This window comes from Actinomadura chibensis NBRC 106107, assembly GCF_001552135.1.
Taxonomy (GTDB): Bacteria; Actinomycetota; Actinomycetes; order Streptosporangiales; family Streptosporangiaceae; genus Spirillospora; species Spirillospora chibensis.
Genome location: NZ_BCQP01000059.1, coordinates 60,451 through 82,482 on the forward strand (window position 1 = coordinate 60,451; position 22,032 = coordinate 82,482).

Genomic DNA, 22,032 nt, shown 5'->3' on the forward strand with positions numbered 1-22,032 from the left:
GGCTCAGTGGCAGGGCACGCCGAGCAGGTGCCGCCCGTCGTGCATCAGCTCGTGCAGGAAGCCGCCCGTCTGCGACACGGCGCCGTTGTCCATCAGGACGAGGTAGCCGAGCAGCAGCAGGACCGGGACCGCGAGCAGCCACGGGCCGAGCCGGGGAAGGGGGATGCGTCGTTCTGGAGCCGACAGCGAGCTCACGGTGTACCTCCACAGGGGATCGTGCGCGTCCCGGACGATGAGGTCGCGGCTGCCCGAGTGACCTGGCTCCCGGGATCGTCGTCCCGGATACAGTGGCGCGTCCGCACCGGCTTCTCACCGGATTTCCCTCGGACAACCGTGAAGTCAGACGGAACGTACGTTCCCCATCACGCCCCTGTCAATGAGGTGTGACATTCATTCCACCCCGAAGAGGGGTTCGTCGGGGGACCGGATCTCCTGGCTCGGGAGGCCGTTCGGGTGCTCGCGGCGGACGCGGTCCACGCAGGACAGCGCGATGCCGAGGTGCTCGCGCTTGCTGGCCTCGTAGAACGCCGACGCGGACGCCGACAGTTTCGGCGAGGCGTGCAGCGGCTTGTCGGAGACGCAGAGCAGCGTGGCGTTCGGGATGCGGTAGCGGAAGCCGTTCGCCGCGATCGTCGCCGACTCCATGTCGACGGCGACGGCCCGCGACGCCTGCATCGCGGCGAGCGTCGTGGCCTGGTTGAACTCCCAGTTCCGGTTCGCGGTGGTGTGGACGACGCCGAGCCGGTGGCGGGCGTCGCGCTCGTCCAGCGCGTCGAGCAGGAACGTGTTCAGCCGGTGGTTCGGGATCACCGGGACGGTGAGCGGCAGCACGCGGTCGAGGACGTGGTCCTCGCGCAGGTAGGAGGTCGCGAGGACGAAGTCGCCGAGCCGCTGGTGGTTCCGCAGCCCGCCGCAGTGCCCGATCATGATCATCGCGTCCGGGCGCAGGACGGCGAGGTGGTCGGTCACGGTCTTGGCGTTGGACGGCCCGACCCCGATGTTGACCAGGCTCACGCCGTCGTGGTGCCAGGCGGGCATCTGCACGTCGGGACGCGCGGGCCCCTCGGCGTCCGGGAACCGTTCCTTGAACGCCTCGACGTGCATCGCGTAATTGGTGAACAGGACGTAGCGTCCGAACGACTCGGCGGGAGTTCCGCAGTAATGCGACAGCCGGTCCAGAGACAGCGCCATGCGTTCCGGGCCGAACAGGAACAGTTTCTTCGCGCGCAGGTCGAAGCGCTCCTCGTCGAGCGCGGCGAAGAACTCGGGATCGGTGAACGGGAGCGCGCGCCGCGACGGGCGCGCCGTCACCGCCGCGCCCTTGCGGAGCAGCGCGGTCAGTTCGCGCCGCAGATAGTCGCGGATGGCGGCCGGCCGCGCGAACTCCCCGGTGATGCGCGGATTGTGCTCCGACCAGGGACGGACGACCTCCAGCATCGGATACCAGCCGTCGGCGTCGACGCCGTCGAGCACGTCGAGCAACCGCCCGACGCCCTTGCCCACTTCGGCGGGATTCAGACCGGCGCCGTCGACGACTTCTTCCACGCTGGCACCGTACATCGCGACCGCCGACGACCGGATCACTCGGGGCGGCCCAGTCCCATTTGCCCGTAACCGGCGACTGAGCGTTCACCGGCCGGAACGGCGCGTAGAGGGGATGGCCCGGAGTGTTTCCCGAAGGTCCGGTTTTCACAATCCGAGGAAAGATCATTTCGGTTCGCGGTGACGGGGCCGTGCGGGCCGCTCGATTGGCCCCCGGCCCGGACGGCGTGGTCCGGCCCGTGAAATGCGGTGGTGCGGCGGGCGGCGCCGCCGGACCGTGTGATCGACAATCGAGGCGTGGTCCAATTCGGATGTTAACAGGGGCCATGAACGGCCCCTGTCCCGCGCTTCCGCAGAATCGGTCAGAAACTGTCAAAAGTGGTCAGTATGGGCCATGGTCGGTCAGAACTGATCGTCGTCCACGGCGTAGCGGCGCCCGGTCCGCTTCAGCGTCCGTGCCTCGCGCTCCGGCGAGAGCTGGTCGACCACGCTGATCCCGGGCCGTCCCGCCTCCACCGCGAAGCGCGCGGCGGTCGTGACCGTCGTCTCGCCGGGCGTCCAGACCGAGCTGACGAGCCGGAGCGAGGCGAGCAGCCGGGCGGGGGAGACGTCGCAGACGACGTAGCCGCGCAGGTTCCCGATGTACTTCCAGTGCGGGCTCTCCGCCATGATCGGGTCGTACTTCTTGTGGAACGGGACCGGGTCGGAGTCGCCGCCGGAGCTGATCGACGTCCCGGTGATCTCCGCGCCGACGACCGGGGAGTCCGGGTCGTCGAAGTCGGGTTTCAGGTCGCAGACCCAGGTCGCGTGCCGGTCGCCGGTGAGCACCACCGGGTTGGACGTCTCGCCGGACCCGAAGAACTCCAGCAGGCGGCGGCGCTGCACGCGGTAGCCGTCCCAGTTGTCGAAGTCGAAGACCTGCTCGGGCCCGAGCTTGCGGTCGTTGGACGCCCACATCACCTGGTTGGCGAGCAGGTTCCACCGGGCGCCGGAGTCGGACAGGCCGTCCAGCAGCCACTCCTCCTGCTCGGCGCCGGTCATCGTGCGGTCCGGGTCGTTCGCCTCGTCCAGCGTGGACGGCTGGTCGTCGCGGTACTGCCGGGTGTCGAGCACGTGGACGGTCGCGAGGCGGCCGAACCCGACCCGGCGGTACAGCCGCGCGTCGATGCCGTGCGGACGCGCCGCCCGGCGCAGCGGCATGTGCTCGTAGTACGCCTGGAACGCGGCGGCCCGGCGGGCGAGGAACTTGTCGTGCGGCTGCTTGGCCGGGTCCTGCGGGATCTCGCCCGCCCAGTTGTTGTCGACCTCGTGGTCGTCCCAGGTCGCGATCCAGGGGAAGGCGGCGTGCGCCGCCTGGAGGTTGGCGTCGGTCTTGTACTGCGCGTGCCGGTTGCGGTACTCGGCCAGCGTGTACGGCTCGCCCTTGCCCTCATGGGTGCGGACGGTCGTGGTCTTCGGCACCGACTCGTAGATGTAGTCGCCGAGGAACGCGAGGAACGCGACGTCTTCCTCGGCGAGGTGGCGGTAGGCGGTGAAGTAGCCGTCCTGCCAGTTCTGGCAGGACGCGAACGCGAACCGCAGCCGCCGGTTGACCGCGCCGTCCTCGGGCGCGGTCCGGGTCCGGCCGACGGGCGAGACCTCGTCGCCCGCGCGGAACCGGTAGAAGTACTCGCGGTCCGGGCGCAGCCCGGCGGCCTCGACGTGCACCGAGTGCCCGGACTCGGGGCGCGCCGTCACGACGCCGCGGGCGCGGACCCGCTGGAAGCGCTCGTCCTCGGCGACCTGCCAGCTCACCGGCACCGGACTCGACGGCATGCCGCCGCCGTCGAGCGGCTTCGGCGCGAGCCGCGTCCACAGCACGACGCCGTCCGGCAGCGGGTCGCCGGACGCGACGCCCAGCGTGAACAGCCCCGACGGCAGGGGGACGCCGCCGTACGAGCGGACGGCGGCGAGCGCGCCGTCCGGGCCGACCAGCGCGGGACCGAGCAGGACGTGCCCGGCCGCCAGCGCCGAGGCGGCTCCGCCGGTGGCGAGGAAGCGACGGCGAGGAAATCTCTCCGACATACCACCCTCCTTTTTGGATCAATATCGGAGGATGGCGGGAATTCGGGTGCCGCGGTTAGCGATGCGTGCCGACACCGCGACGACGATGGCACGAATCGACAAAACCCTTTTGTCAGAGGTCCGGGCGCGGCAGCGGCGGAAGGGCCCGCTCGACCGCCTCGCCGATCGCGAGCAGCCGCGCGTCCGACGACACCGGGCCCACGATCTCCAGGCCGATCGGCAGGCCGTCGCGGGACATCCCGGACGGCACCGACAGGCACGGCAGCCCGGCCGTGCTCGGCGGGTCCGTGTTGCGGATGTAGGTGAGGAAGGTGTCGACGGTGTTGCCGTTCAGCTCGACCGTCCGGTCCTCGCCGGAGGGGCGGTGCGGCCGCGCGGTCAGCGGCGTCGTCGGGACGACGAGCGCGCTCAGGTCGTCGTCCTCGAAGTAGCGGGCGTAGGCGGCGCGCAGCGCCGGACGGTGCACCGCGATCGCCTCCCGGTACGCGGCGGCGGACACGACGTCGGCGTCGAGCACCGACTCCAGCGTGTCCCGGATGGCCGCGATCGACACCTGCCCCACCAGGCCGCGCAGCGTCATCGGCACCGAATGCTGGTAGAGGTAGGCGGACAGCTCGCGTCCCACCTCGTACAGGACGACGGTGAAGCTCGCCAGCTCGTTCAGCCGCAGCAGGCCGGGGACGTCCCGCTCCACCAGCACCGCCCCGCGCGCGGCCAGCTCCGACAGCGCGCGTTCGGTCGCCACCGCGACGTCGAGGTCGAGGTCGTCGTAGAAATGCCCGGTCGGCACCCCGAGCCGGAGCCCGGACAGGTCGACGGTCAGGTCGGGGTCGGCCCCGGCGGGCGCGCAGAGCGCGTCGATCAGCCGGACGTCCGCCACCGAGCGGGCGAGGGGCCCGAGCGTGTCCCGGGTGGGGGAGATCGGCACCACGCCGCGCGGGTCGTAGCGCCCGTGCGTCGGACGGAACCCGACGCACCCGCACAGCGCCGCCGGGATGCGGCACGACCCGCCGGTGTCCCCGCCGATCCCGAACGGGACGAGCCCGGCCGCGACGCCCGCCGCCGTCCCGCCGCTGCTCCCGCCGGGGATGCGGGTCTCGTCGTAGGGGTTGCCGACCGCGCCGAACGCGGGGCTGTTGCACGTCATGCCGAACGACAGCTCGCCGGGTGCCTGCTTGCCCATCAGCGTCCCGCCCGCGCCGAGCAGCGTCTCCGCGATCGGCGCGTTGCGGCCCGGCCGCCAGTCGCGCAGCGCCGGGGTCCCGGCCGTGGTCGGCAGGTCGTCGGTGTCGATGACGTCCTTGAGCGCGAACGGCAGCCCGTGCAGCGGCCCGGTCCGGCCCCGGCCGCCGCGGACCGCCCGCCGGACGAGGTCGGGCTCGTGCGAGATGTAGGTGTTGAGCCGCGCCAGCCGATCGGTGCGCTCGATCAGCGCCTCGGCGTACTCGGCGAGGTCGAGCTCGCCGTCGCGCAGCATCCGGACCGCGTCGACGGCGGACAGCCAGTGCGGGTCTTCAGCCATGGGGACACCGTCCTACAGGGCGGGGCCCGAGCGCGAGGCCCGTGTTTCACTCCGTGGATCAGCCCCCGGAAAGAGCGGGCCCGGGCGGCGCGTCAGGCGTCGTAGTCGACCGTGAGCCGGTCGGTGACCGGGACGGACTGGCAGGTCAGCACGTACCCCGCCGCGACCTCCGCCGGTTCCAGCGCGAAGTTGCGGCGCATGCGGACCTCGCCGTCCAGGACGCGCGCCCGGCAGGTGCCGCACACCCCGCCCTTGCAGGCGAACGGCAGGTCGGGGCGGAGCCGCTGCGCCGATTCGAGGACGGTCGCGTCCCGCGGCTGCGCGACGGTCGTCGACCGGCCGTCCAGCACGACGGTGACCTCGCTCGCCGGGCCGGTCGGCTCGGGACGCCGCCGGTCGGGCTCCGGCGGCACCTCGTCCACGTGGAACAGCTCCTGGTGGACGCGCTCGTCCGGCACCCCGAACCCGCGCAGGACGCGCCGCGCGCCGGTGACCATCCCGAACGGCCCGCACAGCCACCAGTGCGCGACGTCCGCGACGGGGACGAGGCGCGGCAGCAGCACGCGCAGCCGGTCGGCGTCGAGCCGCCCGCTGAACAGCTCCGCCTCGCGCGGCTCCTGCGACAGGACGTGCGCCAGCTCGAACCGGTCGGGGTGGGCGTCCTTCAGGTCGGCCAGCTCGTCGGCGAACATGACCGTCCCGCTGCGCCGGTTCCCGTACAGGACGGTGACCCGGCTCGCCGGGTCGGCGGCGAGGGCGGTCGCGGCGAGTGACAGCACCGGCGTGATCCCCGACCCGGCGGCGATCAGCACGTGGTGCGCGCCGGGCTGGTCGGGGAGCGTGAACGTCCCGGCCGGCGGGAGCACGTCCACGACGTCGCCCGGGCGCACCTCGCGCACGAGCCACGACGAGAACAGCCCGCCCGGGATCTCGCGGACGCCGACCCGCGGCGCGGCCCCGGCCGCCGCGCAGATCGAGTACGAGCGGCGCTCCTCGCTCCCGTCGGGCAGGACGCGGCGCAGTGTGAGGAACTGCCCGGGCCGGAAGTCGTAGACGTCGGCGAGCTCCGGCGGCACGTCGAAGGTGACGGCGGCGGCGTCGTCGCACAGCCGCTCGACGCCCGCGACCCGCAGCGGGTGGAAGCCGCGCCGCCGCACCGTGGCAGTCGCCATTCAGATCTCCTTGAAGTGCTCGAACGGCTCCCGGCACGCCTCGCAGCGGCGCAGCGACTTGCAGGCCGTCGCGCCGAACCGGGACAGCTCGACCGTGTCGGCGGAGCCGCAGCGGGGGCACGGGACGCGGCGGGTCGGCCCGAGCGTCAGCGGGATCGGGCGGCGTTCCTCGTGGGGGGACGACCCCCCACACCCCCCGGAAACCCCTCCGGAGGCGCGGCGCGGCGCACGGCCGGGCGGGGCGACCCCGGCCGCCGCGAGCTTGCCGCGCCCCGACTCGCTGATCCAGTCGCTCGTCCACGGCGGGTCGAGGACGGTCCGCACGCTGACGTCGGTGTATCCGGCCTCGGCCAGCCGCGCCCTGAGGTCGTCGCGCATCGCGTCCAGGGCGGGGCAGCCGGTGTAGGTGGGGGTGATCGTCACCTCGACGCGTCCCGCGCGCTCGGTCACGTCGCGCAGGACGCCCAGCTCCGCGAGCGTCAGCAGCGGCAGCTCCGGATCGGTGACCGTCTCGGCGACGGCGCGGGCGCTCACCATGTCGCCCCCGGGTGGGCGCGGGCCACGCTCTGCATCTCCGCGAGCAGGTCGGCGAGGGCGGGGGTGTGGTCGCCGCTCCGTCCGGCCAGGCGCGGCGGCTCGGGATCGGGGAGCCGGAGCGTCGCCGTCGCCAGCACCTCGCTGGTCACGGCGTCGAACTCGGCGCGCACGCCGGACGGGTCGACGCCCACGCCCGCCTCCGCCATCCGTCGTTCCACGTCGTGGACGCCGAACAGCTCGCCGGTCAGCGGCCACAGCTCGTCCACCGCCCGCTGCGCGCGGGCGTGGGAGACGTCGGTGCCGTCGCCGAGGCGGATCGTCCACAGCGCGGCGTGGTCGCGGTGGTAGGCGACCTCCTTGACGCCCTTCGCCGCGATCGCCGCGAGGACCGGGTCGCGGGACGCGCCGAGCCGGTCCAGCAGCGCCAGCCGCCACGTCGAGAACAGCAGCAGCCGGACGACGGAGTGCGCGAAGTCCCCGTTCGGGACCTCGGTGAGGCGGACGCCGCGGAAGTCGGCGGCGTCCCGGAAGAAGGCCAGGTCGTCCTCGCCGCGCCCGGCGTCCTCGGCGGCGCCCGCGCGGGCCAGCAGCAGCCGCGCCTGGCCGAGCAGGTCGAGCGCGACGTTGGCGAGCGCGACCTCCTCCTCCAGCTCGGGCGCGTGCGTGCACCACTCCTGGAGGCGGTGCGACATGATCAGCGCGTCGTCGCCGAGCATCAGGCAGTAGGACGCGAGGTCGGCGCGGTCGACCCCGTCCGGGACGGCCGTGTCGACGCCCGCCAGCGGGTCGTGGAACCCGGTGCCGAACGCCCAGCGGGCCTCGTCGTTGTCCTCGGCGATCGCGCCGAGCGCGTTGTCGAACGACATGGCGGACCTCAGATGTGCGGGACGTTCTCGGGAATGTCGTAGAACGTCGGATGCCGGTAGACCTTGTCGCCGCTCGGGGCGAAGAACGGGTCCTTCTCGTCCGGGCTGGACGCGGTGATGTCCCGCGCCTTCACCACCCAGATGCTGACGCCCTCGTTCCGCCGCGTGTACAGGTCGCGGGCGTTGCGCAGCGCCATCGTGTCGTCGGCCGCGCGCAGCGACCCGACGTGCACGTGGTTCAGCCCGCGCTTCCCCCGGACGAACACCTCGTAGAGCGGCCAGTCCTTGTCCATCACGCCTCCCTGGCCTTCGCCTTGGCCGCGTACGCGGCGGCGGCCTCGCGGACCCAGGCGCCGTCCTCGTGCGCGGCGCGCCGGACGGCGATCCGCTCCGCGTTGCAGGGGCCGTCGCCGCTGATCACCCGCTTCAGCTCCGACCAGTCGATCTCGCCGAAGTCGTGGTGCCCGCGTTCGGCGTTCCAGCGCAGGTCGGGGTCGGGGAGGGTGACGCCGAGCGCCTCCGCCTGCGGGACGGTCATGTCCACGAACCGCTGCCGCAGCTCGTCGTTCGTGTGCCGCTTGATCTTCCACGCCATGGACTGGGCGGTGTGCGTCGAGTCGGCGTCCGGCGGGCCGAACATCATCAGCGACGGCCACCACCAGCGGTTCACGGCGTCCTGCACCATCTCGCGCTGGGCCTCGGTGCCGCGCATCAGCGTCATCAGCAGCTCGTAGCCCTGCCGCTGATGGAACGACTCCTCCTTGCAGATCCGGATCATCGCCCGCGCGTAGGGGCCGTAGGAGCTGCGGCACAGCGGCACCTGGTTGCAGATGGCCGCGCCGTCCACCAGCCAGCCGATCACGCCGACGTCCGCGAACGTCAGCGTCGGGTAGTTGAAGATGGACGAGTACTTCTGCCGCCCGGAGATCAGCCTGCCGGTCAGCTCGGACCGGTCGGCGCCGAGCGTCTCGGCCGCCGAGTACAGGTACAGGCCGTGGCCCGCCTCGTCCTGGACCTTGGCGAGCAGGATCGCCTTGCGGCGCAGCGACGGCGCGCGGGTGATCCAGGCGCCCTCCGGCTGCATCCCGATGATCTCGGAGTGCGCGTGCTGCGCGATCTGCCGGACCATCGTCGCGCGGTAGGCGTCCGGCATCCAGTCGCGCGGCTCGATCCGCTGGTCGCGGGCGACCGTCCGCTCGAAACGCGCCGCCGCGGCCGCGGGCTCGGCCGCGCGGGCCTCGGCCGTCCCGGTGCTCGGAGCCATCGGGCCTCCTCGAATTACCGACCGTCCGTTCAGTCAGAATATACCTCGCGAACCGGCCCGCGGAGAAGCCGCACGACCCCGGGACGCTGCGATAATGGCCGCCGTGACCAGGACGGACGGCGGCGGCGGAACCAACGGCGGCGGGACGGCCAGGCGCGGCCGCCCCGGCTACGACCGGGAGTCGCTGCTGCGCGTCGCCGTCACCGTGTTCAACGAACGCGGCTATGACGGCACCAGCATGGACGAGCTGTCCAAGCGCCTCGGCATCAGCAAGTCCGCGATCTACCACCACGTCTCCGGCAAGGACGAGCTGCTCCAGCTCGCCGTCGACCGCGCGCTGGACGCCCTGTTCGCCGCCGCCGACGAGGCCCTGACCGTGGAGGGCCGCGCGATCGACCGGCTGGAGCACCTCGTCCGGGCCAGCGTCGGCGTCCTCGTCGAGCAGCAGCCGTTCGTCACGCTCCTGCTGCGGGTGCGGGGCAACACCGCCGTCGAGAAGCGGGCGCTCACCCGCCGCCGCGAGTTCGACCGGCTGGTCGCCGGGCTCGTCGAGCGGGCCGAGGCGGACGGCGACATCCGGCCCGACGTCGCCCCGCCGGTCGCCGCCCGCCTCCTGTTCGGACTCGTCAACTCGCTCATCGAGTGGTACCGGCCGCGCGGCGGCGCGGCCGCCGGGGAGATCGCCGACGCGCTGTGCAAGGTCGCCTTCGACGGGCTGCGCCGCCGCGGCCCCGCCGCCGACTGACCCCGCACCGCCCCGGGGCTGCGCCGTCAACAGAAAACGGCCTTAGTTGCATCCTTAAAGGGAACTCGCAAATTCAACTGTTAAAAAAGTGCCGGTAGCTAAGGTTGACGCTCACCTGGGCCGGGATTACTCTCACACCGCAGATTCTCGGCCGAGGATCGTCATTGAGGCTCTGACCACGAAAGACGTCGTGAAATTCGATGACAGATGACAACGGCGGTGTGGCCGGACGTGCGATGACAGCACATTCCTCCCCACAACTTCACTTGAGAGATCCCGACCCATGATGAACGCAAAACGACTCGCGATCGTGCTGGGCGCCGGGCTGGTCGTGCCGGCCGTGGCCTCCGCCACCGCCATGCTCGCGACTTCCAGTGCAGTGTTCGCGCCCGCGTCCGCCACCTCCGCGGCCGACGACGAGCCCGCTCCCGCTCCCGCCGTCCCGTCCGCCCCCGTGACCATGGAGGTCGAGACGGTCAACGGCTCCGGCTGCGCGGCCGGTACCGCCAAGGTGACCCCGTCGGGCGACAACACCGCCTTCACCGTCAGCTACGAGCAGTACGTGGCGTGGGCCGGCGGCCAGGCGCCGCCCGCGTCCTTCCGGAAGAACTGCCAGCTAAACGTCAAGGTCAACGCTCCCGAGGGGTGGACCTACGCGATCACCGGGATCGAGCACCGCGGGTTCGCGCATCTGGAGGCGGGCGCCACCGGGCTGCTGCGCGCCAACTACTACTTCCAGGGCGACAGCCGCTCCCACGCGGTGAGCCACGACTTCACCGGTCCGTACAACGACTCCTGGAAGATCCAGGACAAGATCGCTCCCGCGGACCGCATCTACGCTCCGTGCGCCAAGGAGCGCAACCTGAACATCAACACCGAACTGCGGGCGGCCGCGGGCGACTCCGACGCCAAGTCCAGTTTCCTGGCGATGGAATCGAACTACGGTAACTCGCGCTACCAGCTCGTGTGGAAGCGCTGCGCCGAGTAATGGACTCGTCCCGCTAGCACGACGAAGAGAGCAGCGGCGGCGGTCGGGCCGGTACGGAAAACGCGTACCGGAGCCCGGCCGCCGCTCGCATTTTTCTGACGGCGCTCAGCCTTTTTCGGCGACCGCCCCGCCGCCCCGGCGAAACGGACTCCGATCAGCCGTCCCGGCGGGCGGGCTCGAACAGTTCGACCAGGTTGCCGGCGGGGTCCGCGACGAGGATCTGGCGCCCGCCGGGCCCGCTGACGAGCTCGCTGCGGAACGCCGCTCCGGCGGCGGTCAGCCGCTCGACCTCGGCGTCGAGGTCGGCCACGATCAGGTGGACGCGGTTGCGCCCGGGGACGGCGGCGTCCGCCGGGGTGGCGCGGGCGCCGGACGACGCGGGCCCGGACAGCAGCAGCCGCAGCGGCCCGCGCACGACCTCCGCGAACGCGGGCGCGGCGGTGAAGCCCGGCGCGAAGCCGAGATGGGCGGTGTAGAAGTCGACGGCGGCTTGGACGTCGTCCACGATGTAGCGGACGCCGACCTGCTCCCGCGCTTCGGTCATGGCTGAACCTCCTGGTCGGGGTCGTGCGCGAGGACGGGCACCAGGTGCCGGACGCGCGTGTCGATCTCCGCGACCGTCCGGGCGAAGGCGTCGCCGTCCTCCGCCGCGGCCGGGTCGGGGATGCTCCAGTGGGCGAGCCGCGGCCGCCCGCCGAACTCCGGGCACACCTCGCGGACCCGGTCGCACAGGGTGATCACGTGGTCGAACCGGCGGGCGGCCAGCTCGTCCAGGCCGCGTGGGCGCAGCCGGGCGATGTCGATGCCGTAGCGCTCGCGCAGCAGGTCCACGGCCGCCGGGTGGACGCGCTCCGCCGGACGGCTGCCCCCGCTCGCCACCTCGACGCGTCCCCGGGTGTGGTGGCGCAGCAGCGCCTCCGCGACCGGTGAGCGGGCGCTGTTGCCGGTGCAGGCGAACAGCACCCGCGCCCGTCCGGACGACGGGGCGGGCGGCGGAGCCGGTTCGAGCCGCAGCCCGGGATGCAGGGCGCTCCCGGCGGCGGCGAGCGCGTCCGCGCAGCGGTCCAGGTCGAGGCGGTAGTAGCTGTCGCGGGCGTCGAAGCTGCTCCGCCGCGCGGTGACCAGCCCGCCGCGGCGCAGCAGCCGCAGGTGGTAGGAGACGAGGTTCTGCGGTTCGCCGACCCGGGCCACCAGCTCGCGGACGCGGTGGTCGCCGCCCGCCAGCTCGGCCAGCAGCCGCCACCGCAGCGGGTGGGCGGCCAGCCGCACGAACTCCGGCGGGCCGCCGGTTCCGTGCGCGTCGCGTTCCGGAAGCACCATGCCCCGACAATACATCAAACTGATTTGATGGAGTTGGCGGTTGCGCCGGCGGCGGGGGAGGGTTCATGATCTGGGCATGATCTCCATCAGGAAGGGCGGCGACGCCCACGCGCGATGATCGCGCTCGCGCGGCGCGAAGACGCCGCGGTCCCCGCCGCCGACTCTCGGGGCGGGAGTCCCCGCGACCAGTGGCGGGACGCAGTCAAGATCAGGCAGGAATGGCTCGGCCACGGCCTGTCCACCGAACCGGCCGACCGGCGAACGGCCGAACGCGGTCTCCACGCGATCTACGCGAAGATCTCACGTCCACGGCCCGAGGTCGTCTGGGTGGATTCCCCGAAGGCGGCGATGCCGCTGGTCACGCGCCTGCCCACGCTCGACGACCTGTACCGGCGGATCCGTCGTCCGGCGCCGCCGGGCGCGCCGCCGGCGGCGAGCGACGTGGCCATGGCCGGGGCGGCGTTGCGCGGGGCGCTCAGCTCGACCGTGCTCCACGCCGACCCGGAACTGTCCATGGTGCGGAAGGGCAAACGCGGTGAGCGGTGGCCCAAGCTGCCGCCGCTGGACTCGCTCCGGGCCGGGGTCCCGTTCGGCGTCGTCCTGCACCGGGGCGTCCGGGAGGCGCTGCACCTGAGCCTCGCGACCGGGTTCCGCGTGCCCGTGCGGGACGCGCTGGGCGGCGGGTCCGTGCCGGTGTGCTGGTACGGCCAGCAGGACGCGCCGTGGATCGCCTACTACGACGCCCTGCACCGGCTCGGCCTCGCCCGATACCGGCCGGCCGACCTCGACCACCTCGGCCACTGGGCCGCGCTCGCCCGCTCGTGCGGGTGGTGGTGGCCCGGCGAGGACGTGTGCGTCGTGGTCGAACGTCCCGAGGCGGTGAGCGTCGAGCCGGTGCCCGGGGCGTGGCACGACGAGGTCCGGGTCCGGAGCGGCGGCGTCCGCTACCGGGACGGCTGGCGACCGGTCTGATCGATGTCCGTCGTGGCGGTGGGCCCGCGTCCTACGAGCCCACCGCCACCCGTTTGCGCGCGTACTTCACGGCGGCGGACAGCGACGCGATGTCGTAGGCGCCGACGTGGCGGCGCCCGTTCACGAAGAAGGTCGGGGTGCCGGAGACGCCGCTCAGGTCGGCGGAGTCGACGTCCTCGGCGATCCGCGCGGCGCCCGTGCCCGCGCCCAGGTCGCGGCGGAACCGCTCGACGTCCAGGCCGAGCTCCTCGGCGTACCGGACGAGGTCGCGCGGCTGCAGCGCGTCCTGCCGGTCGAGCAGCAGGTCGTGCATCTCCCAGAAGGCGCTCTGCGCGGCGGCGGCCTCGGCGGCGTGCGCGGCGAGCTGCGCCTGCGGGTGGATGTCGTTGAGCGGCAGGTGCCGCCACACGTACCGGACGTCCCCGTAGTCGGCGAGCAGCTCCCGGATGACCGCCTCGGCCTGCCCGCAGTACGGGCATTCGAAGTCGCCGTACTCGACGACGGTGACCGGCGCCCGGTCCGGCCCGCGGACGTGGTCGCGGTCCGGGTCGACCGGCGCGGCCAGGTCGACGATGCTCTCCGCCGTGCCGAGCAGCGCCCGCAGCCGCAGCCGCGCGGGCAGCAGCGCCGCGACGCGGACCACCGTCCAGGTGACGACCGTCGCGGCCAGCGCGGCGAGCAGCACGCCGATCTTCGCCTCCTCCAGCTCGTCGCCGGTGAAGGACAGCGTCGCGATCAGCAGCGCCACGGTGAAGCCGATCCCGGCGATCGCGCCGCCGCCCGCGACCGCGGCCCAGCCGACCGGCGGGCGCAGCCGCCCCCCGCTCACCCGCCGGACGAGCCAGGAGAAGCCGACGATGCCGACCGGCTTCCCGACCACGTAGCCGACCAGGATGCCGAGCGTGATCGGGGACGCGAACGCGCGGCCGAGGAACCCGGCGCTGATCGCGACGCCCGCGTTGGCCAGCGCGAACAGCGGCACGATCACATAGCTCGTCCACGGGTGGATGAGGAGCTGGAGCCGCTCGTTGGGGGAGATCGCGGCGGCCACGCCGGTCCGCGCCGACCGGGCGAACTCCGGGGTCGGCTGCTCGCGGAACAGCCGGAACACCTCCGTCGCGCGCTCCAGGTCGCCGCGCGCCGCCGGGTGCGCGTACGTCAGCAGGCCCATCGCCAGGCCGACGACCACCGGCTCCACCCCGGACGAGTACAGCGCCCCCCACATGGCGACGCCGAGCACGAGGTACACCGCGACCTGCCGGATCCCCAGCGCGCGGACGGTCACCGTCACCGCGAGCAGGCCCGCGGCGAGCAGGAGCGGCGGCGCCGACACGTCCTCGCTGTAGACGGTCGCGATGACGAGGAGGGCGACGACGTCGTCCACGACCGTGGCGGTCAGCAGGTACGCGCGGAGCCGGGCCGGGAACCTGCGTCCGACCAGCGCGAGCACGCCGAGCGCGAACGCCGTGTCGGTCGACATCGCGATGCCCCAGCCGTGCGCGGACGGCCGTCCCGCGTTCACCGCCAGGTAGATCCCGACCGGGACGAGCATCCCGCCGATCCCGGCCGCGAGCGGCAGCGCGAGCCGCCGCCGGTCGCGCAGCTCGCCCATGTCGAACTCGCGGCGCGCCTCCAGCCCGACGACGAAGAAGAACACCGTCATCAGGCCGCCGTTGACCCAGTGCCGCAGGTCCTGGGAGATCCCGGTGCCGCCGAGCCGGATCGAAAGGTGCGTCGACCAGGCCCGCTCATAGCCCGCCGCGTCCGCGTTCGCCCAGGCCAGCGCGGCGAGCGTCGCGGCGAGCAGGACCAGCGCGCCGCCGGTCTCGGTGCGCAGGAACTCCCGGAGGGGGGTTCGCAGGTTGCGCGCCCACGCCGTCGTCCGTCCGGCGAACGGACCGGACGCCTGGCCTTCCGTCATCGCCCCGTCATCGCCCCGTCATCGCCCCATCGCCACGCGCAGCCACACCATCCCGCTGAGGTCGAGCCAGGCCGCGTCCGGGGTGCGGACCAGGCGCAGCATCACATGATCGCATCCGGGGCAGCGGCCGACCATGCCGGGCGCGCGGTCGTACACGGCGAGCGCGGCGACCGGGCCGGTGCGGCCGCAGTTGACGCAGCGTCCGGTGGCGGCGGTGACGTCCATGGCGAACAGCTCGCCGAGCGGCCCGGCGAGCGCGTTGCCGTCCACGTGCCGGACGGCGGTGGCGTCCGGGTCTCGCGCGGTCATGTCGATCAGCCTCCGCTCAGCCGAACCGTTCGGTCTTGATCCGCCGCGGGTCGTGGCCGCGGGCGACCAGCAGGTCGGCGGCCGCCTCCACGAAACCGGTCGGCCCGCACACGAAGCAGTCGCGGTCCGGATCCTCCCGGCCGAGGTCCGCGGGGGTGAGGCGGCCGGGCGGGCGCGGCCAGCCGTCCGGGGCCGCGCGGGTGTAGACGAGCGCCACGCTCAGGCCGTCGTCGGGACGCCGCAGTTCGTCCGCGAAGTACACGTCGGACGGCGTCCGGACGGAATAGAGGAGCGTGAACGGCGTTCCGTCCCCGGCTCGGCGGCGCGCCCGGATCATCGCCATCAGCGGCGCGATCCCGGACCCGCCCGCGACGAGCAGGACGGGCCGTCCCGTCCCCGGCCGCCAGACGAACCAGCCGCCCACCGGGCCGCGCAGCTCGACCGGGTCGCCGATGTCGATGACGTCGGTGAGGTAGGGGGACACCTCGCCGTCCGCTATCCGCTGGACGGTCAGCTCCACCCGGTCGGGCGCGGACAGCGAGTAGCTGCGCTGCGCGGTGTACCCGTCGTCCGCCGTCAACCGCAGGTCGACGTGCTGGCCGGCCGCCTGGCCCGGCCAGTCCGGGACGTCGAAGACCAGCGTGCGCGCCGACTCCGTCTCCCGCCGCGCCTCGGCCAGCCGCGCGACGCGCCAGGCTAGTCGCCCTGGTACCGCTGCTCGCGCCATGGGTCGCCGTAGTCGTGGTAGCCCGCGGACTCCCAGAAACCGGGCTCGTTCTCGGTCGTCAGCCGGATCCCGCGCACCCATTTCGCCGACTTCCAGAAATACAGGTGCGGCACCAGCAGCCGCGCCGGACCGCCGTGCTCGGGCGCGAGCTCCTCGCCGTTGTAGCGGTGGACGATCCACGCCTGCCCCTCCAGCAGGTCCGCGAGCGGCAGATTGGTGGTGTAGCCGCCGTAGGAGTGGACGAGCGCGAAGTCGGCCTCGGTCTCGACGTCGGCGAGCAGGACGTCCAGCGACACCCCCTCCCATTCCGTGCCGAGCTTGGACCACTTGGTGACGCAGTGGATGTCGACCTTCGGCGTCTCGGCCGGGAGGTCCAGGAACTCGCGCCACGTCCAGCGGTGCTCCCGGCCCGACTCCGCGGTGACGGTGAACTCCCATTCGTCCTCCCGCAGCCGCGGGGTCGGGCCCGCCGACAGCACCGGGAAGTCGTTGGTCAGGTACTGCCCCGGCGGCAGCTCGGCGGCGGACTTGCGCCGCCGACCGTGAAAGCCGGGCGAGACGATCCCCATCGCAGCCTCCTCCGTCGAGTGGGACGGGGGTTCCGTTGGATCGTCCCCGCCGACGGCCGGGTGACGCGGAACCGCGCCCCATGAGGCCCCAAAGAATTCGGCCCGGCCGTTCAGGACGGCGGCGGGCTCCGCCCCGTCAGGCCGGGGTCCTGCGGCGGGTCATCGCCTGGAGCGCGGCGGTCGCGTCCAGCAGCGGCGGGACGGCGGACGTGCGCGTGCCGGAGGCGGTCACGGCCGTCCTGATCTCCTCGGCGGACGCGGTCGGGAACAGCGACCAGAGCAGCGCGATCGTGCCGGTGACGAAGGGGGCGGCGACGCTCGTCCCGCTCCGGGCGAGCGGCGGGCCGTCCGGGCCGAGGCTCGTCACCCGGTCGCCGGGGCCGCCGAGCCCGCGCCGCCCGATCGAGCGGCCGAGGCCGGGGCCGCGCATGGGGCGTCCCGCCCGGTCGTAGGCGGCGACGGGCACGACCCAGGGGTGGCCGGTGAGCGCGGTGCTCCCGCCGGCCCGGTCGTCGCCCGCCGCGACGACGATGAGCACGCCCTGCCGCGCGGCGTGGTCGAGCGCGTCGACGAGCCGGCGCTCGTGGTCCGGCCGGGACCGGTGCACGGCGGGGCTGACGTTGACGACGCGGGCGCCCGCCGCCGCGCAGGCGAGTATTCCGGTGGCGAGGTCGTCGGGCGCGGCGGCCGGAGTCCGCTCGTTTCCGGAATGGTCGGTGAATACCGCGTGCGCGTAGACCGTGCATTCCGGGCAAATGGCGGGAGCGCCGGAGTCGCGCCGCGCGGCCAGGATTCCGGCGACGAAAGTCCCGTGCACGCAGGCCGGGTGACCGGGCCGGACGCAGGCCGCCTCATGCCCGCCCGGCGTCCCCACGATACGCGCGCCCCACAGCCCCGGATGGCCCGTCAGGACGGGCCCGTCGACGATTCCGACGCCAATCCCCGGATTTCCGGCGGAGCGCTCCAATAATGGGCCGAGACCGACCAGAGAGAGTGAATCCATGAATCCCGACCACCCCCAGGCGTGGTCCCGTTTCACAGATCATCGTGACAGCGCCCATGCTTGATCGCAAGGTCGGGAAAAGCCATTAGTCGAGGCCGCGGGCGGCCGGAACAGGCCAGCGCGGAACGGAACGGCGGAACTGTGTCGCCTCAGCCGCGGACGAAGACCCGGTGGATTCTGACGGGCGTCGCGGGCTCGCCGTCGTGAGGGCCGGTCTCGCCCGGGATGATGCCGCCCGCGACGATCCGGTCGAGGACCCGGAGGCCCGAGGTCACCTCGCCGAGGACGGTGTAGGCGGGCGGGATCTCGGCGCGGGAGTGGACGAGGAAGAACTGGCTTCCGTTGGTGTCCGGGCCCCAGTTGCCCATGGCGACCGTCCCGCGCGGATACTTCTCCTCGCCGGTCAGTTCGTCGTCGAACTTGTAGCCGGGCCCGCCCTTCTCCGCGGCGTAGATGTCGCCGCACTGCAGGACGCCGAGCCGCGGCGAGTCCGTCAGCCGCCAGCACCGCGTGTGGTCGTAGAACCGCTGCCGCGACAGGCTCACGAAATTGTGCACCGCGCACGGTGCGTTACCCCGGTCCATCCGTATGCGCACATCGCCGAAGTTGGTGACGATGACGACGTCCACCCTGCCGTGCGAACGCGCTTTGGAACGCGGCGGGTGCACCCGTTTGGCGGGCGGATTGTCGGGCGTCGGGGTGAACACGCACCGGACCGCGTGCCCGCCCTTTACCGGTGACGCCGCGTGAGCGGTTCCGGACGGGACGACGAGCGCGGCGGCAAAACCGGCGGCCAGGGCGAGGACGGTCCAGCGCGGTCTCATACCGCATTACCGTAGTGATCATCGAGGTACCGGCCTAGTGGCAAAAACCGACGAACCGGCCCGCGGCTAAATGGCGGCCGCCTGGCCGAGATAGAGCACCGCCAAAACGGTGGCCGACAACCCCAGCGTGAACGTGAGCGCGGTCTCGGGCAGCCGGGGTTGCAGGCGCGCCCCCGCGTACCCGCCGACCAGCCCGCCGAGCCCGCAGGCCACGCCGAGCGTCCAGTGCGGCGCGATGTCGCCGTGCGCGGTGAGCGAGAGCACCGCGTAGGTCGCGGCGCCCGCCACCGACGTGAGGAACGTGGACGCCAGCGCGGCGGGCGCGACCTCGGAGACCGGCATGCCGCGCCCGACCAGCACGGGCCCGATGATCGACCCGCCGCCGACGCCGTAGACGCCGCCGACCGTGCCGACGGCCAGCGCGAGCCCCGTGACGAAGCGGCGGGACGGCCGCCCGCCCCGCCCCCGGGAGGGGGTGGGGCGCAGCGCGCGGACGCAGAGCCATGCCCCGAGTGGAAGCAGCAGCAGCCCGACCAGCAGCCGGAACACCGCCGGCCCGGGCACGGCGACCACCCGGATCACCGCCCCGGCGACGACGCCGGGGAGCGTCCCGGCGACCAGCAGCCGCGTCAGCGGCCCCGCGAGGTTCCCCTGGCGGTGGTGGCGGACCAGGGCGCCGGGCCCGGCGACGACGTTGAACAGCAGGTTGGTCGGGGTGACCGCCGGGTTCGGCACGTGCAGCAGGCTGAGCTGCGCGGGAAGCAGGAACACCGCCCCCGACACCCCGACCGGGGCCGTCACGACCGCGATCGACGCCCCGGCGGCGAACCCGAACAGCAGCTCCGGCATCACCGGACAAAGCCTGCCTTACCGCCCTGCTCACCCGTGCTCCCGGGCCCGCCCGGCGAAGCTTGACCATATTTCAGGTTGACTTAGTAGGGAATCCGGGCCATGCTGAGGGCATGCATTCGGGTCTCGCTCTGTGGACGCGACCGCACGTCGACTTCGGACGGCTCGCCGGCGGTCTGTGTCGTTGCTCCACGTCCAAGTGACGCTGGCGCACGACCGATGACGCGGAGAGTGGGAGACCGGACCGATGACGATTGGCACGACCATCCCGGAGAGGGTCGGAGACGGAGACACGGCGCTCGCCGCCACGGTGTCCGACCTCGCCGAGAACCTGGACGCCTGGCTGCCGCGCGTGCGGCTGAGCGCGCAGGGCCGCTGGTACGAGCGGTTGCACCGGGACGACGAGCGCGAGCTCTGGCTGATCAGCTGGCTGCCCGGCCAGACCACCGGGCTGCACGACCACGGCGGCTCGCGCGGCGCGTTCGCGGTGGCGCTCGGCAGCCTGCAGGAGCGCGACCTCGGCACGGTGCGGGACGTGTCGCCCGGCGAGTCCCGCGCCTTCGGGGCGGACTACGTCCACGAGGTGCGCAACGTGTCGGCGGCGCCCGCGGTCAGCGTGCACGTGTACTCGCCGCCGCTGACGTCCATGAACCGGTACGACCTGCACGACGGCCGCCTGGTGCGGCTGGTGACCGAGGAGGCCGGTCAATGGTGACCCGGCCGGATGGCGGAGGGGGCGCCGGAGGCTGACGCACCGCTGGTGCGTCGCAGTGGACCACCTCCCCTGCGAGGGCCTGGCCCGGTCGTGGCGTGGTATCGGGCCAGGCCCTACCTCTTTCACCCTGTACGTTCTTCACCCTGTGCGTTCGCGGCCCCGGAGCAGGACGAGCAGCACGCCCGTGCCGGACACCGCCATGCCGAGCAGCACACTTGCGGTGAGGGCCTGCCCGAGGACGGGCACGGCGAGCACGGCCGTCACCGGCGGCACCAGGTAGAGCAGGCTGGTCGCGGCCCCGCCCGTCCCCCGCCGCAGCAGGACGAACAGCAGGATCAGCGCGCCGATCGAGTTGACGACCGCCAGCCACGCCAGCGAGCCGAGCGCCGCCGAGGTGAGCGGCATCCGCAGCCCGCCGTGCGCCATGGCCAGCGGGAACGTGGTCACCGTCGCGCCGAGGAGCTGGACGGCCGTCCCGGTCCGCAGGTCGACCGCGCCGCCGAACCGCTTCTGGTAGAGCGTCCCGGCGGCGAGCCCGGCCAGCGCCAGCCCGGTGTAGGCGCATCCGGCGCCGCTCGCGCCGCCGCCCGAGACGTTCCCGCTCACGCAGACGACGACGCCCGCGAGGCCGAGGGCGAGCCCGGCCCACTGCCGTCCGGTCAGCCGCTCGGCGAACACCGGGACGGCGACCGCCGCGACGATCAGCGGGCAGGCGCTCAGGATCAGCGCCGACAGGCCCGCCGGGACGCCGTGCCCGAGCCCGAAGAACACCCCGCCGAGCTGGACGGTCTGCAGCAGCACACCCGTCACGAGCAGGTGCGCGTACACGCGGCGGTCCTTCGGCCAGGGCGCGCGGGTGGCGAGGGAGACCGCGCCGAGGACGGCGAACGCGGCGAGGAACCGCCAGGCGACCAGGGCGAGCGACGCGCCGCTGCGCGCGCCGATCGTCCCGGCGAGGTAGCCGCTGCTCCAGATCGGCACGAACACGACCGGCGGGGCGGCCGCCGCCAGCCGCCGCGCCGCGGGAATTCCGGCCCCGGAGCGCGGGGCGCGGACGGGTTCACGGCATTCCGGGGAGGCGGTCACGGACGCGTCACCGCCGGGCGCTGGACGACATGCGCTCCTCAACACCCGATCACCATCGGCGATTCCCGGAAATGCGGGGCGGCCGTTTCCGGGACCCCTCCCGGAAATCGAAACCTAGGGTCGGGGCTCCGGCGGCGCACGGAATCCGATGTGCGCGCGAATCCGAGGGAGCCCCTGCCATGGTCCGTCCATTCACTGGTCTGCGTCTTTCCTTCGCGGTCGGGCTGATGGCGGTGGCGGGCCTCGCGGGCTGCGGGGACGACGCCGCCGCGCCCGAGAGCGGGGCGTCCCCGGCCAGGACGACGGCGCCCGCCTCCGCGACCCCGACGCGCACGCCGACTCCGACCCCGACTCCGACGGCGGCGGACGGGAGGAACCTGCGCGCCTGCGTGGACGGCACCTGCGAGGTGAAGGTGACGCGTCCGGTGGAAATCGGCCTGGACGAGGAGAAACTCGAACTCGCCGCCGTGAAGGTGACGTCGCTGAAAGCCGGGGCGGTCTCCTTCGAGATGGTGCTCTCCTCGTCCGGGAGCTTCGATTTCCGGTGCGACGGCGACACCGCCTGCGAGACGTTCGTGGTCGGCCCCGCCTACGGCTCTCCCGGAACGGGGCGGGTCACCGCGCATCCGGGTGCGGTGATCAGGGCGAACGGCCTGATCGTGCACGTGGTCACGGCGGCGAAGGGCGCGGCCATTCTCCGCATGAAGCCGCGCTGACGATCGGCCGGCCGCCGCGGGCATACCGCGTTCGCAGTAGACGGACGTTCGTCCGGTGGCACGATTCGCGTTCGCGGAGGTCCGGGTAGGGTCCGCGTATGAGCAGCGGATTGTCCGGTTTCTGGGCCCGGGTCCGGGACCCGGCGATCGCGGTCGGGGTGGCGGCGATGCTGCTCGGCGCCGCGCTGGCGCAGGATCACACCTCCTCCGACCTCGATCCCCTCGGCTACGCGCTGGTGGTGGTCGGCGGGCTGGCCCTGGTCGGCCTGCGCCGGGCCCCGATCCCCGTCCTGGTCGTCACGGGACTGTGCGCGGTCGGGT

At 73.2% G+C, this 22,032-nt stretch carries 24 protein-coding genes and 1 pseudogene; 6 read left to right on the forward strand and 19 right to left on the reverse strand.

Annotated elements, in window-relative coordinates:
• Positions 1–3 precede the first annotated feature (3 nt).
• The 9 genes from ACH01S_RS31965 to paaA form a co-directional block, all read right to left on the reverse strand.
• The gene (locus ACH01S_RS31965; RefSeq protein ID WP_067900338.1) at positions 4–195 is read right to left on the reverse strand and encodes a CbtB domain-containing protein; all 192 of its coding nucleotides are present in this window, start codon (positions 193–195) and stop codon (positions 4–6) included.
• 195 nt (positions 196–390) lie between these two features.
• On the reverse strand, positions 391–1,545 hold the full coding sequence (locus tag ACH01S_RS31970; RefSeq protein WP_218010465.1) for a phosphorylase family protein: 1,155 nt from the start codon (positions 1,543–1,545) through the stop codon (positions 391–393).
• A 399-nt stretch (positions 1,546–1,944) separates the two neighbouring features.
• The gene (locus tag ACH01S_RS31975; RefSeq protein WP_083981376.1) at positions 1,945–3,606 is read right to left on the reverse strand and encodes an alkaline phosphatase D family protein; all 1,662 of its coding nucleotides are present in this window, start codon (positions 3,604–3,606) and stop codon (positions 1,945–1,947) included.
• A 112-nt stretch (positions 3,607–3,718) separates the two neighbouring features.
• A complete protein-coding gene (locus ACH01S_RS31980; protein ID WP_067900256.1) occupies positions 3,719–5,128 on the reverse strand; it encodes an amidase family protein in 1,410 nt (469 codons plus the stop codon).
• Between the two features lie 92 nt (positions 5,129–5,220).
• Positions 5,221–6,300 (reverse strand): 1,2-phenylacetyl-CoA epoxidase subunit PaaE, encoded by a 1,080-nt coding sequence (gene paaE / locus ACH01S_RS31985; protein ID WP_067900260.1) that lies wholly within the window; start codon positions 6,298–6,300, stop codon positions 5,221–5,223.
• Positions 6,301–6,837, reverse strand: a complete 537-nt coding sequence (paaD, locus tag ACH01S_RS31990; protein WP_067900263.1) for a 1,2-phenylacetyl-CoA epoxidase subunit PaaD — start codon at positions 6,835–6,837, stop codon at positions 6,301–6,303. It lies immediately after the preceding gene.
• A complete protein-coding gene (gene paaC / locus ACH01S_RS31995) occupies positions 6,831–7,703 on the reverse strand; it encodes a 1,2-phenylacetyl-CoA epoxidase subunit PaaC (protein ID WP_067900266.1) in 873 nt (290 codons plus the stop codon). Before paaC ends, paaD begins: the two co-directional genes overlap by 7 nt.
• Before the next feature lie 8 nt (positions 7,704–7,711).
• Positions 7,712–7,996 carry a 1,2-phenylacetyl-CoA epoxidase subunit PaaB gene (paaB, locus tag ACH01S_RS32000; protein WP_067900269.1) on the reverse strand — a complete coding sequence of 95 codons (285 nt, stop codon included), beginning with the start codon at positions 7,994–7,996 and terminating at the stop codon, positions 7,712–7,714.
• Entirely contained in the window at positions 7,996–8,967 is a 972-nt protein-coding gene (gene paaA / locus ACH01S_RS32005; protein ID WP_083981377.1) for a 1,2-phenylacetyl-CoA epoxidase subunit PaaA, read from the reverse strand. The genes paaB and paaA overlap by 1 nt, the downstream gene beginning before the upstream one ends.
• A gap of 94 nt (positions 8,968–9,061) precedes the next feature.
• Between paaA and ACH01S_RS32010 the strand changes: the two genes are divergently transcribed.
• Together ACH01S_RS32010 and ACH01S_RS32015 are read left to right on the forward strand one after the other, a co-directional pair.
• Complete coding sequence (locus tag ACH01S_RS32010) at positions 9,062–9,712, forward strand: TetR/AcrR family transcriptional regulator (protein WP_067900271.1); 651 nt, start codon at positions 9,062–9,064, stop codon at positions 9,710–9,712.
• A 286-nt stretch (positions 9,713–9,998) separates the two neighbouring features.
• The gene (locus tag ACH01S_RS32015) at positions 9,999–10,700 is read left to right on the forward strand and encodes a DUF4360 domain-containing protein (protein WP_218010466.1); all 702 of its coding nucleotides are present in this window, start codon (positions 9,999–10,001) and stop codon (positions 10,698–10,700) included.
• A 154-nt stretch (positions 10,701–10,854) separates the two neighbouring features.
• On the opposite strand, the gene ACH01S_RS32020 is transcribed toward ACH01S_RS32015, so the two are convergent.
• Both ACH01S_RS32020 and ACH01S_RS32025 read right to left on the reverse strand, forming a co-directional pair.
• Positions 10,855–11,244 carry a VOC family protein gene (locus ACH01S_RS32020; RefSeq protein WP_067900275.1) on the reverse strand — a complete coding sequence of 130 codons (390 nt, stop codon included), beginning with the start codon at positions 11,242–11,244 and terminating at the stop codon, positions 10,855–10,857.
• A complete protein-coding gene (locus tag ACH01S_RS32025) occupies positions 11,241–12,020 on the reverse strand; it encodes an arsenate reductase/protein-tyrosine-phosphatase family protein (RefSeq protein WP_067900278.1) in 780 nt (259 codons plus the stop codon). Before ACH01S_RS32025 ends, ACH01S_RS32020 begins: the two co-directional genes overlap by 4 nt.
• Before the next feature lie 114 nt (positions 12,021–12,134).
• Between ACH01S_RS32025 and ACH01S_RS32030 the strand changes: the two genes are divergently transcribed.
• Positions 12,135–12,992 carry a DUF6745 domain-containing protein gene (locus tag ACH01S_RS32030; RefSeq protein WP_067900281.1) on the forward strand — a complete coding sequence of 286 codons (858 nt, stop codon included), beginning with the start codon at positions 12,135–12,137 and terminating at the stop codon, positions 12,990–12,992.
• A gap of 31 nt (positions 12,993–13,023) precedes the next feature.
• Here ACH01S_RS32030 and nhaA read toward each other — a convergent pair whose 3' ends face one another.
• From nhaA to ACH01S_RS32065, 7 genes are all read right to left on the reverse strand, one after another.
• Positions 13,024–14,913 (reverse strand): Na+/H+ antiporter NhaA, encoded by a 1,890-nt coding sequence (gene nhaA, locus ACH01S_RS32035; protein WP_067900284.1) that lies wholly within the window; start codon positions 14,911–14,913, stop codon positions 13,024–13,026.
• 18 nt (positions 14,914–14,931) lie between these two features.
• Positions 14,932–15,222 carry a DUF6510 family protein gene (locus ACH01S_RS32040; protein WP_067900288.1) on the reverse strand — a complete coding sequence of 97 codons (291 nt, stop codon included), beginning with the start codon at positions 15,220–15,222 and terminating at the stop codon, positions 14,932–14,934.
• A 16-nt stretch (positions 15,223–15,238) separates the two neighbouring features.
• Positions 15,239–15,949, reverse strand: a complete 711-nt coding sequence (locus tag ACH01S_RS32045; RefSeq protein ID WP_067900292.1) for a ferredoxin reductase — start codon at positions 15,947–15,949, stop codon at positions 15,239–15,241.
• Positions 15,919–16,518 (reverse strand): sulfite oxidase-like oxidoreductase, encoded by a 600-nt coding sequence (locus ACH01S_RS32050; protein WP_067900295.1) that lies wholly within the window; start codon positions 16,516–16,518, stop codon positions 15,919–15,921. Before ACH01S_RS32050 ends, ACH01S_RS32045 begins: the two co-directional genes overlap by 31 nt.
• A gap of 136 nt (positions 16,519–16,654) precedes the next feature.
• Entirely contained in the window at positions 16,655–17,521 is an 867-nt protein-coding gene (locus tag ACH01S_RS32055; protein ID WP_067900298.1) for a S8 family serine peptidase, read from the reverse strand.
• Positions 17,522–17,670: 149 nt separating this feature from the next.
• On the reverse strand, positions 17,671–18,345 hold the full coding sequence (locus ACH01S_RS32060; RefSeq protein ID WP_067900301.1) for a peptidylprolyl isomerase: 675 nt from the start codon (positions 18,343–18,345) through the stop codon (positions 17,671–17,673).
• 66 nt (positions 18,346–18,411) lie between these two features.
• Positions 18,412–19,194 carry a sulfite exporter TauE/SafE family protein gene (locus ACH01S_RS32065; protein WP_067900304.1) on the reverse strand — a complete coding sequence of 261 codons (783 nt, stop codon included), beginning with the start codon at positions 19,192–19,194 and terminating at the stop codon, positions 18,412–18,414.
• 247 nt (positions 19,195–19,441) lie between these two features.
• Here ACH01S_RS32065 and ACH01S_RS32070 point away from each other — a divergent pair, with 247 nt between their 5' ends.
• The gene (locus tag ACH01S_RS32070) at positions 19,442–19,909 is read left to right on the forward strand and encodes a cysteine dioxygenase (RefSeq protein WP_083981379.1); all 468 of its coding nucleotides are present in this window, start codon (positions 19,442–19,444) and stop codon (positions 19,907–19,909) included.
• Positions 19,910–20,047: 138 nt separating this feature from the next.
• On the opposite strand, the gene ACH01S_RS32075 is transcribed toward ACH01S_RS32070, so the two are convergent.
• On the reverse strand, positions 20,048–20,995 hold the full coding sequence (locus ACH01S_RS32075) for a DMT family transporter (RefSeq protein WP_169809394.1): 948 nt from the start codon (positions 20,993–20,995) through the stop codon (positions 20,048–20,050).
• 179 nt (positions 20,996–21,174) lie between these two features.
• Between ACH01S_RS32075 and ACH01S_RS32080 the strand changes: the two genes are divergently transcribed.
• Complete coding sequence (locus ACH01S_RS32080; protein ID WP_148344291.1) at positions 21,175–21,711, forward strand: hypothetical protein; 537 nt, start codon at positions 21,175–21,177, stop codon at positions 21,709–21,711.
• A 98-nt stretch (positions 21,712–21,809) separates the two neighbouring features.
• Positions 21,810–22,032, forward strand: a pseudogene (locus tag ACH01S_RS32085) (hypothetical protein); the annotation flags it as partial.

Bases quoted from the DNA above. Each gene is read 5' to 3' on its own strand.
- ACH01S_RS31975 (WP_083981376.1), bottom strand. From the start codon at position 3,606: ATGTCGGAGAGATTTCCTCGCCGTCGCTTCCTCGCCACCGGCGGAGCC.
- ACH01S_RS31980 (WP_067900256.1), bottom strand. From the start codon at position 5,128: ATGGCTGAAGACCCGCACTGGCTGTCCGCCGTCGACGCGGTCCGGATG.
- paaE (WP_067900260.1), bottom strand. From the start codon at position 6,300: ATGGCGACTGCCACGGTGCGGCGGCGCGGCTTCCACCCGCTGCGGGTC.
- paaD (WP_067900263.1), bottom strand. From the start codon at position 6,837: ATGGTGAGCGCCCGCGCCGTCGCCGAGACGGTCACCGATCCGGAGCTG.
- paaC (WP_067900266.1), bottom strand. From the start codon at position 7,703: ATGTCGTTCGACAACGCGCTCGGCGCGATCGCCGAGGACAACGACGAG.
- paaB (WP_067900269.1), bottom strand. From the start codon at position 7,996: ATGGACAAGGACTGGCCGCTCTACGAGGTGTTCGTCCGGGGGAAGCGC.
- paaA (WP_083981377.1), bottom strand. From the start codon at position 8,967: ATGGCTCCGAGCACCGGGACGGCCGAGGCCCGCGCGGCCGAGCCCGCG.
- ACH01S_RS32010 (WP_067900271.1), top strand. From the start codon at position 9,062: ATGGCCGCCGTGACCAGGACGGACGGCGGCGGCGGAACCAACGGCGGC.
- ACH01S_RS32015 (WP_218010466.1), top strand. From the start codon at position 9,999: ATGAACGCAAAACGACTCGCGATCGTGCTGGGCGCCGGGCTGGTCGTG.
- ACH01S_RS32020 (WP_067900275.1), bottom strand. From the start codon at position 11,244: ATGACCGAAGCGCGGGAGCAGGTCGGCGTCCGCTACATCGTGGACGAC.
- ACH01S_RS32025 (WP_067900278.1), bottom strand. From the start codon at position 12,020: ATGGTGCTTCCGGAACGCGACGCGCACGGAACCGGCGGCCCGCCGGAG.
- ACH01S_RS32030 (WP_067900281.1), top strand. From the start codon at position 12,135: ATGATCGCGCTCGCGCGGCGCGAAGACGCCGCGGTCCCCGCCGCCGAC.
- nhaA (WP_067900284.1), bottom strand. From the start codon at position 14,913: ATGACGGAAGGCCAGGCGTCCGGTCCGTTCGCCGGACGGACGACGGCG.
- ACH01S_RS32040 (WP_067900288.1), bottom strand. From the start codon at position 15,222: ATGACCGCGCGAGACCCGGACGCCACCGCCGTCCGGCACGTGGACGGC.
- ACH01S_RS32045 (WP_067900292.1), bottom strand. From the start codon at position 15,949: ATGGCGCGAGCAGCGGTACCAGGGCGACTAGCCTGGCGCGTCGCGCGG.
- ACH01S_RS32050 (WP_067900295.1), bottom strand. From the start codon at position 16,518: ATGGGGATCGTCTCGCCCGGCTTTCACGGTCGGCGGCGCAAGTCCGCC.
- ACH01S_RS32055 (WP_067900298.1), bottom strand. From the start codon at position 17,521: ATGGATTCACTCTCTCTGGTCGGTCTCGGCCCATTATTGGAGCGCTCC.
- ACH01S_RS32060 (WP_067900301.1), bottom strand. From the start codon at position 18,345: ATGAGACCGCGCTGGACCGTCCTCGCCCTGGCCGCCGGTTTTGCCGCC.
- ACH01S_RS32065 (WP_067900304.1), bottom strand. From the start codon at position 19,194: ATGCCGGAGCTGCTGTTCGGGTTCGCCGCCGGGGCGTCGATCGCGGTC.
- ACH01S_RS32070 (WP_083981379.1), top strand. From the start codon at position 19,442: ATGACGATTGGCACGACCATCCCGGAGAGGGTCGGAGACGGAGACACG.
- ACH01S_RS32080 (WP_148344291.1), top strand. From the start codon at position 21,175: ATGGTCCGTCCATTCACTGGTCTGCGTCTTTCCTTCGCGGTCGGGCTG.